The 13,441-nt window shown below is 36.0% G+C and carries 15 protein-coding genes; 11 read left to right on the top strand and 4 right to left on the bottom strand.

The genetic code is table 11. From position 1 onward, the window contains the following. Positions 1-175 precede the first annotated feature (175 nt). From LF886_RS23930 to LF886_RS13665, 10 genes are all read left to right on the top strand, one after another. Positions 176-1,126, top strand: a complete 951-nt coding sequence (locus tag LF886_RS23930) for a reprolysin-like metallopeptidase (protein ID WP_262913020.1) — start codon at positions 176-178, stop codon at positions 1,124-1,126. Between the two features lie 74 nt (positions 1,127-1,200). Beyond that, a complete protein-coding gene (locus LF886_RS23935; RefSeq protein WP_262913064.1) occupies positions 1,201-2,391 on the top strand; it encodes a zinc-dependent metalloprotease in 1,191 nt (396 codons plus the stop codon). Positions 2,392-2,864: 473 nt separating this feature from the next. Next, positions 2,865-3,578 carry a glycohydrolase toxin TNT-related protein gene (locus tag LF886_RS13630; protein WP_236850067.1) on the top strand — a complete coding sequence of 238 codons (714 nt, stop codon included), beginning with the start codon at positions 2,865-2,867 and terminating at the stop codon, positions 3,576-3,578. Between the two features lie 71 nt (positions 3,579-3,649). Next, a complete protein-coding gene (locus LF886_RS13635) occupies positions 3,650-3,997 on the top strand; it encodes a transcription elongation factor 1 family protein (protein ID WP_236850068.1) in 348 nt (115 codons plus the stop codon). Positions 3,998-4,121: 124 nt separating this feature from the next. Then, positions 4,122-4,859, top strand: a complete 738-nt coding sequence (locus LF886_RS13640; RefSeq protein ID WP_236850069.1) for an energy transducer TonB — start codon at positions 4,122-4,124, stop codon at positions 4,857-4,859. A gap of 84 nt (positions 4,860-4,943) precedes the next feature. After that, complete coding sequence (locus LF886_RS13645; RefSeq protein WP_109738951.1) at positions 4,944-5,411, top strand: nucleoside triphosphate pyrophosphohydrolase family protein; 468 nt, start codon at positions 4,944-4,946, stop codon at positions 5,409-5,411. A 2-nt stretch (positions 5,412-5,413) separates the two neighbouring features. After that, positions 5,414-5,977 carry a TlpA family protein disulfide reductase gene (locus LF886_RS13650; RefSeq protein ID WP_236850070.1) on the top strand — a complete coding sequence of 188 codons (564 nt, stop codon included), beginning with the start codon at positions 5,414-5,416 and terminating at the stop codon, positions 5,975-5,977. Positions 5,978-5,980: 3 nt separating this feature from the next. Beyond that, complete coding sequence (locus tag LF886_RS13655; RefSeq protein ID WP_124531284.1) at positions 5,981-6,586, top strand: DUF4230 domain-containing protein; 606 nt, start codon at positions 5,981-5,983, stop codon at positions 6,584-6,586. 17 nt (positions 6,587-6,603) lie between these two features. Further along, a complete protein-coding gene (locus LF886_RS13660; protein ID WP_236850071.1) occupies positions 6,604-6,744 on the top strand; it encodes a hypothetical protein in 141 nt (46 codons plus the stop codon). Positions 6,745-6,920: 176 nt separating this feature from the next. After that, complete coding sequence (locus LF886_RS13665) at positions 6,921-7,106, top strand: hypothetical protein (RefSeq protein WP_103234663.1); 186 nt, start codon at positions 6,921-6,923, stop codon at positions 7,104-7,106. Positions 7,107-7,204: 98 nt separating this feature from the next. On the opposite strand, the gene leuB is transcribed toward LF886_RS13665, so the two are convergent. From leuB to LF886_RS13685, 4 genes are all read right to left on the bottom strand, one after another. Continuing rightward, positions 7,205-8,329: a 3-isopropylmalate dehydrogenase gene (leuB, locus tag LF886_RS13670; protein ID WP_236850072.1), complete on the bottom strand. Its 1,125-nt coding sequence runs from the start codon at positions 8,327-8,329 to the stop codon at positions 7,205-7,207. Then, positions 8,310-8,918 (bottom strand): 3-isopropylmalate dehydratase small subunit, encoded by a 609-nt coding sequence (leuD, locus tag LF886_RS13675; protein ID WP_103235438.1) that lies wholly within the window; start codon positions 8,916-8,918, stop codon positions 8,310-8,312. Before leuD ends, leuB begins: the two co-directional genes overlap by 20 nt. Before the next feature lie 88 nt (positions 8,919-9,006). Next, positions 9,007-10,395 carry a 3-isopropylmalate dehydratase large subunit gene (leuC, locus tag LF886_RS13680; protein WP_236850073.1) on the bottom strand — a complete coding sequence of 463 codons (1,389 nt, stop codon included), beginning with the start codon at positions 10,393-10,395 and terminating at the stop codon, positions 9,007-9,009. Between the two features lie 30 nt (positions 10,396-10,425). Further along, positions 10,426-11,589, bottom strand: coding sequence for a 2-isopropylmalate synthase (locus LF886_RS13685; RefSeq protein WP_236850074.1), 1,164 nt, complete (start codon positions 11,587-11,589; stop codon positions 10,426-10,428). A gap of 148 nt (positions 11,590-11,737) precedes the next feature. On the opposite strand from LF886_RS13685, the gene LF886_RS13690 reads away from it, so the two are divergent. Then, entirely contained in the window at positions 11,738-13,282 is a 1,545-nt protein-coding gene (locus tag LF886_RS13690) for a hypothetical protein (protein ID WP_236850075.1), read from the top strand. Positions 13,283-13,441 lie beyond the last annotated feature (159 nt).

Genomic DNA, 13,441 nt, shown 5'->3' on the forward strand with positions numbered 1-13,441 from the left:
TAAAATTAAACGATGTGAAAAACTGTTCTGTATAGAACAGTTTTTCTTTTTTATCAAATTATATAAAATATTTTTCACAACCCCCTTTTGTTTATGGGGAGTCCTGGCAAAAAATACATGAATAAAATATTTTTCCAGATGTTTTTTTTATTATTTTTGATGAAAATACATTTACGTGAAAAAACAATTATTAATGACGGGGATGCTTGCATTGTCGGGTATTTCTTTTGCACAAACAGATCGTTTATGGATCTCGGGCTCTTCCAGAATATACTCTCCCATTTTAGAAAACATGTCACGTTTTGAAAACCCGCAGCTTTATCGTCTGAATATAAACGGATTAAAAAACATATTAGCAAAGGCACCCAAGAGATTATCAGAAAAATCTGAAATCATCATCTCTTTTCCAAATTCTACAGGGAAAATGGAAAATTTCAAAGTAACAGAAAATTCTAATTTTGAGTCTGAACTGGCCGCTAAATATCCGGATATTAAATCTTACATTGGCGAGGGCATAAAAAATCCGGGTTCAAAGGTTTATTTCAGTATTTCTTCCCTAGGACTTTCTTCTATGGAAATTTATAGTGACAAATCCGCCGTTTTTATCCAGCCATATACCAAGGATCTTTCTACTTATATTATTTACAAAAAATCTGACAGTAAAGACAATCTGAATAAACTAGAATGTAAAGTTTTTGATGCAGCTCAAAAAGAAAGCTCCAATGCCATAGCCAATAAAAATGCAAACGATTCTACACTAAGAACCTTCAGGCTTGCTCTTTCCTGTACCGGAGAATACACTTCTTATTTTGGAGGAACAAAAGCTCAGGCATTAGCAGCCATGAACAATACAATGACTCGTGTGAATGGTATCTTTGAAAATGATTTTGCTGCGCGAATGGTCCTTATTGCCAATAATGATGACATTATTTATACTGATGCCTCCACAGACCCCTATTCTCAGTCTTCACAAATGAAAAACTGGAATCTGGAGCTAATGAACAATTTAAGTACTTCTATCGGAAATAATAATTTTGACATAGGCCACCTTTTCGGCAGAGATGGCGGTGGTGGTAATGCAGGATGTATCGGATGTTTATGTGACAACAATATGTCTAGGGTGTAACTTATCCCAGCAGCTATAAAGGAAGCGGATACACTTCTCCGGCAAACGGTATTCCTTCCGGAGATACTTTTGATATTGATTTTGTTGCTCATGAAATGGGACATCAGTTTGGAGGAAACCACACATGGTCATACGAACCACAACCTGGATTAAAACCTGTAGAACCAGGTTCAGGATCTACGATCATGGGATATGCAGGTATTACCAACTATGATGTTCAGAAAAACTCCGATCCATTTTTTCATGCCTTAAGTATTGAACAGATTACCAAAAATATCAAAACAAAAACATGTTCTATCAACTCTCTTACCGGAAATTCAATTCCTACAGCCAATGCGGGGCTTGATTATATTATTCCGGTAAGCACTCCTTTCATGCTTACCGGATCCGGAACTGATGCAGATGGAGATCAGCTTACTTACATATGGGAACAAATGGATAAAGGAACGTCTTCCGAAACAGGAGCTAATTCTGCAGCAAAAGACACAAAAATTATGGGTCCTATATTCAGATCATGGACGCCTTCAAAATCTCCGGTAAGATATTTCCCGGTAATGTCTTCTATTTTGACAGGTACTCTCAAGACTGCGGGAGCCGAAATAGATGTTGAAGCTCTTCCTTCTGTTGCCAGAACTTTAGATTTTAGATTCACCGTTCGCGATAACAGAGCCGGAGGTGGCGGAAACAATTCGGATGATACAAAAATAACGGTCAATCCAGCTGCCGGGCCATTTGCCATAACATCACAAAACACATCAGTTTCTTACGTAAAAGGGAGCTCGCAAACCGTTACATGGGATGTAGCAGAAACCACAGCCAACGGAGTGAATACAAGCAGCGTAGACATTCTATGGTCAACAGACGGCGGCAATACCTGGACAATATTATTGGCGGGAGTCCCTAATAATGGCTCACAAACCATTACGATTCCTGATAGTTTAACAAATTCAGGGAGAATCATGGTAAAAGGAAGTAATCATATTTTCTTTGATGTAAACAACGCCAATATTGCTGTAAAAACTTCTGAAGACAAACCAACAGACGAAAATTCATCATCCACAGAAATCAGGCTGTATCCCAATCCTGTAAAAAGCATTCTTACTCTTACCAATACCAGCAATGAACAATATAAAATCTATGACATGTCCGGAAGGCTTGTCAGCGAAGGAAACCTGGAAAGCGGAACAGTGAATGTAAATAAATTAACCAATGGAACCTATGTAATCCAAATCGGAAAATTCACAAAACAATTCATTAAAAAGTAAGAAATATACAATTCAATCACAAAGCTGTCCGTTTGGGCAGCTTTTTTTATTCTCTAAAATGTAAAATATTAACACGAAAACATTTATCATTACATTTAATTCCATAATAATATTTTATTTAAAATAAAATTACTAATATTTGAGTTTTTTGGTTTAAATTTATCGCATAACAATATTTTGTTGTGCCGTTTACCCAGATTGTATTTAAGGGAGCTCCAGACCCTATTTTGACGTCTGATGCAGTTGCTTCTTTTGACTCTATTCTGAGATGAATTGATATTTCAACAATTTACTGTCAGAAAAGTGTATTATTCAACCCAATTTCAGTTCTGAAATTTTCTTTTACAGACTGGAAAACAGCAATACTATTCATACTACTATTTCACTTAAGATTTTTGTAAAGAAAATGATGTTTCAAAAAGGCAGACCCCTTTAATACCTTACTAATTTTAAAATAATTTAAAATTTTATATATGAAACATTTATTTAAGTACATTTTTTTTTTAGCGATTACTTCGCTCTCGGTTGCCTGTAATTCAGACAGGGATGATCAAGTTGAAACGAATTCGGATGTTACCACCGTATTCTACAAAAATGCTGATGAGCTGGCAGTAACCTACGACAGCAATAACACCGTAAGCCAAACCATTAGAAATCAAGCTTATGACCTTTACAAACAAGGTAAATGGAGCGAACTGGAATCTCTATTTAAAGCCAATAATTTAAATGGCGGATGGCCTCCTGCAAACGGCGGATACAATATTGTTGATGAAGTACCTTTACAGGTTGGACAAAAATTTGACCGTTATAGTGGGGCTGTCGGGAGTTATAATGGAACGGGAGTTCCTACTTTAGGAGGAAGTTTTACAAGTCCTATCATCAACGGATATGTATATACCTTTACCCAAAGAGCTTTAAATCAGGCGGAAGACAAATACGACTTCTATTATGAGATTGATGTAGTGAACAACTCCATGCAGTTCAAAACTCAGACAGCAGATATTATTCCTTGGTTTAACCAGGCAGGAAAAGGAAAACAAACGATGTGGAAAATTCCAATTGACATCAATACTGGGTATCAGAAAACATGGAATAAGCTGGCACAAGAGGGCTATATAAAAATTACCATTAAGAAAAGTCCTAGCGGAAAATATCCTAACTTAGTAGGCACAGTTATTCAGCCATAAAAAATTCAAATGTATTCAATATCAAAAAAATAAGCATTATTAAAAAGGCTTCTATTGCAAAAAGTACTTTCATGAATGATGAAGCCCTTCCCTCTGCAATCACCACTTTCACCTGCTGCAGTTGTGGTCATGAAAATACCGTAGAAATAAAACCCTACGAATCAGGATTCGCAATACTTCAGCTATACAACGAAGATCAGGTTTTATCCAAAAGTGAATTATTAAAGCACGGAATGGTCAGCGAAACTTCTCAAAGAATGATGTATTTCGGAGAATTGACAGTCAATGATCAGCCAACGTTATATTTTGGCACCGATTGTTCATCTTGTCGTTCGCAATACATTGGTGTATTTAGCTATGGGGAAAAACAACCAGGCCTATCGATTCTAAGTATCTCTGGCTTATGGAAGTATGAATAATTGAAATCATTTATACCGAATATAGAAAAGTCCACAACCTGAAAGTTGTGGACTTTTTCTTAATTTTGCAAACAAACTAATCGTACTCATTCAAAGTATTTTTAACCGTGGAAACACTTCTAAAATGAACAAAACAACCTTATTTCTCCTTATTCTACTCTCTGAATCAGCATTTTCACAAAAAACACTCGCAAAATACCCTGATGGCCAGTTTCCTTATAAAGGAGGGCCCACTCAAATGTCTTCAGAAATGCAGGACTATTTTTTGAAAAGCGGCACAAAACCCTGTGATAAAAACGAAATATATTATGTAACCTTGAAAATAGATGAAAATGGTAAACCTTCTTTGATAAAGAAAAAAAGTGATGAAAGTGCTATAGAAAGAAACAAATGCGCCTTCAATCTTGCTGTCAAATCCCTGGGGAGTTTAAAGAACTGGCAGCCTGCAGAAGAACAGGGAGAAAAAGTTAACGCCTATTTTGATTTTCCTTTTTTACCAGAAGATTTTTTTGAAAATTATAAATCTGATTATGATATTTCAAAAATATATCAGCCTGCTGAACTACCTGATGGATTGAGAGAACTAAGAAAAGAAATCCACAAAAAACTGGAAAACAATATAGATCCGGAATCTTACAACCCAAAAGGGAAATTTATTATATCCTTCATCATAGATACAGATGGCAATATTTCTAATGTAGATGTCGAACCTAAGGTAGAAAATAGTGAAAAGTTTTTTGAGGATATAAAATCTATAATGAAAAGAATCAAAGTAAAATGGAATCCTGGAAAAATTAAAGGAATACCGATACGATCAAAATTCCGAATGCCTTTTAATTTTAAATCGTCAGAAAGAGACTGAGATTCCTTACAGTCTGTTCTTTTTACGCTATACATTTCACATTTTACAAATCCTTTTCTATCTTTGTGGGAAATAAAAAAATTCATGGATAAAATTGATAGTTTGAACCAAGTAGCAGAATTCCATACTACTTTCAAAGCCCCTATTTTAGATACCCCACAAATTCCTTCTCCGGAAAGATGCAACCTGAGAGTAGAACTTTTACAAGAAGAATTAAACGAACTGAAGCAGGCCATTGCAGATAATGATATTGTAGAAATTGCGGATGCATTATGTGATCTTCAATACGTTTTGAGTGGTGCTGTACTGGAATTCGGACTTGGCAACAAATTTGTAGAGCTATTCAACGAAGTTCAGCGTTCCAATATGTCGAAGGCATGTGATAATGAAGAGCAGGCAAAGGAAACTGTTGAATTCTATAAAGAAAAGGAAGTAGAATCTTTTTATGAAAAGTCTGGAGAAAAATTTAACGTTTACAGACAGGCTGATCATAAAGTATTGAAAAACAAATACTACTCTCCTGCTGATTTAAAATCAATTATCGAAAAATAAATATGAAGAAAATTATTACCAATATTGTTGCCTTTTCAAGCTTATTTTTAGCCGCTCAACAGTTGAGCGCTCAAAAAGTAGTGATGAATCGTGAGGTTGACACCCAGAAAGATGGCAAAATGCTTTTAGGAAATCAATTGAAAGAGCAGTTTTTAAAAGCTCCTTATGCAGATTGGTATGTAAAAGAACATGACGAATATGTTCTTGACCAAAAGGCAGTCAGTGAATTGAAAAAAGAGAAAATTGGCACTTATGACATTATTGTTTTTATGGGAACATGGTGTGAGGACAGCCACAGAGACTTTCCAAGACTGATGAAAATATTGGAAACGGTAAATTATCCGGAAAATAAGTTAAACATTATTGCCGTAAACCGTAAGAAGGAATCTCCTACCGGAGATGAAAGTCTTTATAATCTTCAGAAAGTTCCTACTATTATCCTGAAAAGATATGGAAAAGAAATTGGGAGAATTATAGAAATGCCTACTACAGGATATATTGAAAGAGATCTGGTTCAGATTCTGAAAAAAAATGATTCATCTGTTATCAAAGAAATTTTTAAATAGATTTTGAGAAATTATAAAACAATTTTGTCTTTTGCAGCCGGCGCTGGCGTTGTGATACTGCTGTTTTTCGGTCTTAAATCCTGCCTAAACCTTGGAAATAAAACTGAGAAATCAGATTATTATATCCTGACCAATCAGATTTCCAAGATGAATAAGATGGTGGTAATCGAACAGAATACCTCCAGTATGCAGAAAACGAAGATGGGATTTGAAGTATTTGGCAAGGAGGTATCAAGCAACAGCATTATTACCTATACAAAGACCAATGCGCAGGTTTCTTATGATCTTAACAAAATGAAGATCGAAGTAGATTCCATCAACAAAAAACTGGTTATTACAGAGCTTCCTGATGCAGATATCAGAATCACACCAAGCGTTGAAATCCAGTCTTTAGATGATTCTTTCTTTAACCGAATTGAGGAAAAAGACATTAAGAATGTTACTCAAAAAGCTAAAGAAACTGCAGAAAAATCAATTGACCAGAATCAGCTGAGAAGTGAAGGCCATAAGCAGCTGATGGAAAATCTTAATAACATTTTCGTTCTGGCAAAAGCTTTGAATTACACTATTGAAGATAAGACAGGAAAAATTGGTATCTTAGGTCTCTAAGACTAAATACTAATATCATGAATTCAACAGAAGACAAAAAAGAAAAAGAAGAGACGTTACAGAATCAAGATTTGGAAAACAACCCATCTCCAAAAAAGACAGAGAAAGAAAATGTTCCAAAATCTTCTACAAACAAATCCGGTAAAACTGGGGGTTAAACAGGATGAGGATCTTAACAGTACCTCTCCACAAAAAAACCTGCTTGTGATAAAGAAGATGTTCCAAAGTCACAACCCAGAAATCAGGAACACGCGGAGGGTAACTTATGCTTTTCCATTTTGGCAAGCGCTTTGAATGATAATATCAATATTTTTGAAATTAAAAATTTAAAGTCATGAATACAAAAGGAAACACCAACAAAAAAGAATCTGCCAATACTGCAGAAACTAAAAAGCAGAATGAGGATTTCCAGGATATTCCTGCTGCCTCAAAAAAAACCAATCCACCTGAAATTGATAAGGAAGACATTCAAAAAGCTTCAAAAAACAAATCAGGAAAAACGGATAACACGAAAAGATAAAAGAGCTGTCAAAGCTTCTTTATAATTAAAACACGAAAAGTTCCGCTTCATATGAGGCGGAACTTTTCTTTCTAACTATCTAAATGAACTTTTTGTTTCTATACAATGGTTGATTTTCCGATCTTGATATTTTCAAAATTGTAATACGACTTTTCGGAATATCTGATATGGTCGGCAATAAAGCTTCCCACTTCACTTGTTGAGTAATACTGCTTTGTATTCAGGTCTACAGTAACATACTTATTTTCAATAGCATGCTCCACAGACTGCCTTAGTTTGCTGGCTGCAGCCTGTAAATTAAGATGGTCCAGCATCATGGCCACACTTAAAATAGAGGCAACAGGATTTGCAATTCCTTTTCCTTTAGCCTGTGGATAAGATCCATGGATAGGCTCAAATAAAGCATTCTTCTCACCCACCGAAGCAGATGGCAGAAGCCCGATAGAACCTCCAATCACACTCGCTTCATCTGAAATAATATCCCCAAACATATTTTCAGTCAGAATAACATCGAAGTGCTTAGGATTAAGGATCAGCTGCATTGCGGCATTATCCACAAACATATAATCAAGTTGTACATCAGGATATTCTGCGGCAATTTCCTGACATGTTTTTCTCCATAATCTTGAAGTATCCAAAACATTGGCTTTATCTATAAGCGTAAGCTTTTTATTTCTTTTCTGAGCTTCCTGAAATGCCATATGAGCAATCGGAATGATATCTTCACGGCTGTATTTACATACGTCATAGGCATAAGCTCCTTCCGGATCTGTAAATTTTTCACCAAAATAGATTCCACTTACCAGTTCTCTGAAGATCTGAATATCCGCACCTTCAATAATTTCTCTTTTGAGCGGGCTCTTATTAATTAAAGAGGCATACGTTTTCAAAGGACGGATATTGGCAAACAATCCCAGCTCTTTGCGAAGTTTTAGCAACCCTTGTTCAGGTCTTACTTTTGCATCCGGATTATTATCAAAAATCGGATCTCCGATGGCCCCAAAGAGAACAGCATCAGATTCTTTACAGATTCTCAGGGTCTCATCCGGTAAAGGATTCCCTGTTTTGAAAATAGCTTCTGCACCGATTAATCCATAATCAAAATGGAATTTACATTGAAAAGCTTCAGCAATAACATCTAATATTTTAATGCTTTCGCTGATGATTTCCGGGCCGATCCCATCTCCGGGAAGAACCGCGATTTTAAAATAATTGTCGTTCATTTGTTTTTTGTGTCTTTAGTTCAAACTTTGTAATCGCCTGTTTTCTGCTGATTAAAAAATCAATATCGTCATAGCCGTTTAATAGGCATATTTTCTTATAAGAATCAATCTCAAAGGTTTCAGTGGTATCTTTAAAGCTGATAGACTGCAGCTCTACATCAATAGCAATTTCATTGTCAGGATTTTCATTGATGCCTTCTAAAATTTCTTTTAAAAACTCTTCAGAAACTTTTACAGGAAGAAGTCCATTATTCAAGGCATTCCCTTTGAAGATATCCGCAAAATAGCTGGAAACAATTACTTTAAAACCATAATCCGTTAAAGACCAGGCAGCATGTTCACGACTGCTTCCGCAACCGAAATTATTTCCCGCCACCAGAATCTCACCACTGAATTTAGGATTGTTTAAAACAAAGTCAGGATTCGGTTCACCTGTATGAATATTGAACCTCCAGTCTCTGAACAGATTCTCACCAAACCCTTTTCTGTCTATACTTTTCAGAAACCTTGCCGGAATAATCTGATCTGTATCTATATTTTCTGCCGGCAATGGAACTGCAGTGGATTTTATAATAACTAATTTTTGCATGTATTCTATATTGTTAGACTTTAAACCACAAAGACACAAAAGTTTTCTTTTTTATCCTTCAGTTCAAAACATATTTTAAAATTCCTTTTTAGTGTACACTTTCAAAAGCGGAAATTTTACCTTCTATCGCTGCTTTTGCTGCGGTAAGCGGACTGGCAAGAATGGTTCTTGCTCCTTGTCCCTGCCTCCCTTCAAAGTTTCTGTTGGAGGTGGATACACAATATTCTCCTTCAGGAATCTTATCATCATTCATCGCCAGACACGCTGAACATCCCGGCTGACGGATCTGAAATCCCGCTTCATTGAATATCTTATCTAATCCTTCTTCATAGATCTGCTTAACAACCTGCTGAGATCCAGGTACTATAAGAGCTTTCACTGCTTCAGACTTACTTTTTCCTTTTATATACTGAGCTGCTGAACGGAAATCCTCTATTCTTGCGTTGGTACAGCTTCCTATGAAAACATAGTTAACCTTGATGCTGTTAACTGTCTGACCTGCTTCCAATCCCATATACCGTAATGCCTTCTCTTCAGATTCACTCTGGGGAGCCGGAATTACTTCACGGATAGAAATCCCCATTCCCGGGTTTGTTCCATAGGTAATCATCGGATAGATGTCTGCAGCATCAAAGCTGAGTTCTTTATCGAAAATAGCCCCATCATCTGTTTTCAGGGTTCTCCAATACTCTACTTTCTCTTCCCATTCTTCACCCTGCGGAGCGAATTTTTTATCTTTAACATATTCAAAAGTCGTTTCATCAGGAGCAATCATTCCGCCTCTGGCACCCATTTCAATACTCATATTGCATACGGTCATTCTTCCTTCCATCGACATTTCTTCAAATACATTTCCAGCATATTCACAGAAATATCCTGTTCCACCATCTGTTCCTATTTTTGAAATGATATAAAGAATAACATCCTTAGACTGAACATTTTCATTCAAAGCACCAGTCACAGTAATTCTCATTGATTTTGGCTTGTTGAGAAGCAGACATTGGCTGGCAAAAACCTGCGCTACCTGGCTCGTACCAATCCCAAAAGCAATAGATCCGAATGCTCCATGGGTAGAAGTATGGCTGTCACCGCAAACAATACTCATTCCCGGTTGTGTAATTCCCAGTTCCGGAGCAATGATATGAACAATTCCCTGGTATTGGTGCCCCAATCCGAAGAGTTCAATATTGTTTTTCTTACAGTTTTCGGTAAGCTGCTCGACCTGATTTCTTGAAAGCTCATCCCTGATTGGTTGTTCCTGATGCAAAGTAGGAACATTATGATCAGCTGTTGCTACAATCTGTTCCGGCCTGAATACTTCCAGGTTTCTGGACTCAAGTTCCGCAAAAGCCTGAGGGCTCGTTACCTCATGGATAAGGTGTTTGTCTATGTATATAATCTGGGGTCCGTCAGGAATAGTTTCTACCACATGAGCGTCCCAAACTTTATCAAAAAGTGTCTTTTTATTACTGTCCATTGTTTACTTTATCTTGATTTAAATCAAACCTTACCCTATTTTTCTACTGAAAGAATCCATCATTATGCTCAGGTCATCGTTGTCTATTTCTTTTTTAAGGTCAGCAATTTTCAAAAATTCCTGATATAAATAATCAAGTTCGTTCTTCGTAATATCATACCCTATATTTTTAAAGCGGTATGCCAATGCTGAGCGTCCGCTTCTTGCCGTAAGAATGATAGAAGATGCATTGACTCCTACTTCAGCAGGATCAATGATTTCATAAGTTTCTCTGTTTTTGATGACCCCATCCTGATGAATTCCCGAGCTGTGCGCAAATGCGTTAGCCCCTACAATAGCTTTATTCGGCTGCACAGACATCCCCATCAGTTCAGATACCATGGTACTCATTTCATTCAACATTCTGGAATTGACATCAGTATGTAGATTTAGATTTTTATGCTGTTTTAAAATCATGACGACTTCTTCTAATGCCGTATTTCCTGCTCTTTCTCCCAATCCGTTGATGGTACATTCGATCTGACGGGCACCATTGATAGCCCCGGCAATAGAATTGGCAGTAGCCAGCCCAAGATCATTGTGACAATGACATGACAAAACCGCTTTTTCAATTCCTTTTACATTTTCTCGCAGGTATTTTATTTTCCGGCCATACTCTTCTGGAAGACAATATCCTGTGGTATCAGGAATATTCAACACTGTAGCTCCGGCTTTAATTACAGCTTCACATACCTGTGCCAGATAATCATTATCTGTTCTTCCGGCATCTTCAGCATAAAATTCTACATCTTCCACATAGCTTTTTGCGTATCGAACTGCATCTGCTGCTCTCTCAATGATATCTTCTCTTGTTGAATTGAATTTATATCTGATATGGGAATCAGAAGTTCCGATTCCGGTGTGTATTCTTGGTCTTTTGGCAAATTTTAATGCTTCTGCAGCTACATCAATATCTTTCTTGTTTGCTCTTGTCAATCCGCATACTTTTGCATTTTTCACCAGTTTTGAAATTTCAGAAACAGATTCAAAATCTCCAGGACTGGAAATCGGAAACCCCGCTTCAATGATATCAATCCCCAGCCCATCCAGCCTTTCAGCAATAATCAGTTTTTGTTCCGTGTTGAGTTTACATCCCGGAACCTGCTCCCCATCTCTTAGTGTTGTATCAAAAATTTCAATTTTATCGGAATTCATAAGTGAAGTTTTTTACTTAATTTTGGTTCAAAACTACAGCTTGCAATATTTTTTGATTTTCACTTTTTGTGAAAACTACAATATTCAACAGTTGAAAAAATGACCGTATTCATTTATTAGTCAGTATTTTAATTTATAAAAATTTACAATGGCAGAATTGCAGAAAGATTTTTTGTTTGTATTGGTAAAGTCATTGACCACCTCAGAAAAACGACAGTTTAAGTTATATGTAAACCGTCTCGGAATCAACGTAGATGCCAAATTTCTCCTGTTATTTTCCGAAATAGACAAGATGAAGGAATATGATGAAAGTGTAATTATTGAGAAAAAAATCTCTACAAAGCAGCAACTTTCTAATCTTAAAGCCCACCTTTACAAGCAGGTTCTGGTAAGCCTCCGCATGAACCCAAGCCACCAGAATTATAGAATTCAGCTCCGGGAACAGTTGGATTTTGCCAATATCCTCTATCAAAAAGGTCTTTATAAGCAGGCTTTAAAAATATTGGATAAAACCAAGCAGTCTGCGCTGGAACTGGATGAAAAAAGTATTGCTTCCGAAATCATAGATCTTGAAAAAGTAATTGAATCACAGTTTATTACACGAAGTATTGAAGGACGCGCTGAAGAGCTCATCAAACAATCCCAGGAAATAAGCAAACAGAACCGATATACCACAAAATTATCTAATCTTTCACTGAAATTATACAGCGAAATGCTTACCCATGGCTATGTAAAAAATGATACAGGCCGACAGGAAGTGATGGATATTTTCAATGCTCAGATTAAAAATATAAGCCCGGAAAAACTGAACTTTACTGAAAAGCTTTGGTATTACAAAGCCCATGTCTGGAAAAACCAGCTTTTACAGGATTATAAGTATACATTGAAATACGCTTATCAATGGGTAGATCTTTTTCATAAGAAGCCTGAAATGATCTTCAGCCATCCGGTTTGGTACATCAAAGGCAATACGTATCTGTTGAAAATTCTGTTTTTGTATGGAAATATTGACATTCTGGAAGAACATTTTGCTAATTTTAATAAGATGGTGAATGCTGAGAATTTTGCACAGAATGAAAATCTTCAATCTCTTATTTTCCTTACCCACTACAATACACTGATGAATATTCACTTTGTAAAAGGTGAATTTTTCACCGGAACCAAGCTTATTCCTGAAGTGGAATTAAAAATGGAAAAACTCAGAGAAAGAATTGACGAACACCACTTTATGATTCTCTACCTTAAAATGGCAGCGATGTTTTTCGGCAGTAAAATGTTTGAAAAATCGATTGAGTATTCTATGAGGGTGATAGAGTCAAAAGGAAATGTACAGGAAGATCTGTTGTTTCATACCCGAATTTTGATTTTAATGGCGAAGTATGAATCCGGAAATGATGAGGATTATGATGAATTTATTGCCTCGACATTGAAGTTTGCAAAAAAAATGAAAAAGCCGGAAGACTTCCATTTTGAAAGCATTCAGTTTTTTAAGAATCTTAATAATCAGGTGTTGAATCAAAGACAGAAAGCCTTTGAAAGTTTTGATAAAAAGCTGGAAGAATTTTCCAATAATGAATATTACAGACGGTCATTATTTTATATTGATATTCATGGATGGATCAAATCTAAAGTCCAGAATGTAGATGTAATTGAAATTATCAAACAGAAAGTAAAGTATAAAAGAAAGCATTAAATAAAATATCATAAAACACTGTTTTAAAATCAATTAAAATGCTTTATTTAATGTAAAATTAAACATTGAAAACGGTCAGTTTATTTTAAAAAATAATCTCTCGCCGATTGAGCAAATTAAGCAGATCTTTTTATGTACATCTGCGAAATCAGCTGAATC

This window comes from Chryseobacterium sp. MEBOG07 (genome assembly GCF_021869745.1).
Lineage (GTDB): Bacteria > Bacteroidota > Bacteroidia > Flavobacteriales > Weeksellaceae > Chryseobacterium > Chryseobacterium viscerum.

Coding starts and splice junctions, on each gene's coding strand:
- leuB (WP_236850072.1), bottom strand. CDS start 8,329: ATGAACGACAATTATTTTAAAATCGCGGTTCTTCCCGGAGATGGGATC.
- LF886_RS13665 (WP_103234663.1), top strand. CDS start 6,921: ATGAATACAAAAGGAAACACCAACAAAAAAGAATCTGCCAATACTGCA.
- LF886_RS13650 (WP_236850070.1), top strand. CDS start 5,414: ATGAAGAAAATTATTACCAATATTGTTGCCTTTTCAAGCTTATTTTTA.
- leuC (WP_236850073.1), bottom strand. CDS start 10,395: ATGGACAGTAATAAAAAGACACTTTTTGATAAAGTTTGGGACGCTCAT.
- LF886_RS13635 (WP_236850068.1), top strand. CDS start 3,650: ATGAATGATGAAGCCCTTCCCTCTGCAATCACCACTTTCACCTGCTGC.
- LF886_RS13645 (WP_109738951.1), top strand. CDS start 4,944: ATGGATAAAATTGATAGTTTGAACCAAGTAGCAGAATTCCATACTACT.
- LF886_RS13640 (WP_236850069.1), top strand. CDS start 4,122: ATGAACAAAACAACCTTATTTCTCCTTATTCTACTCTCTGAATCAGCA.
- leuD (WP_103235438.1), bottom strand. CDS start 8,918: ATGCAAAAATTAGTTATTATAAAATCCACTGCAGTTCCATTGCCGGCA.
- LF886_RS13660 (WP_236850071.1), top strand. CDS start 6,604: ATGAATTCAACAGAAGACAAAAAAGAAAAAGAAGAGACGTTACAGAAT.
- LF886_RS13630 (WP_236850067.1), top strand. CDS start 2,865: ATGAAACATTTATTTAAGTACATTTTTTTTTTAGCGATTACTTCGCTC.
- LF886_RS13685 (WP_236850074.1), bottom strand. CDS start 11,589: ATGAATTCCGATAAAATTGAAATTTTTGATACAACACTAAGAGATGGG.
- LF886_RS13690 (WP_236850075.1), top strand. CDS start 11,738: ATGGCAGAATTGCAGAAAGATTTTTTGTTTGTATTGGTAAAGTCATTG.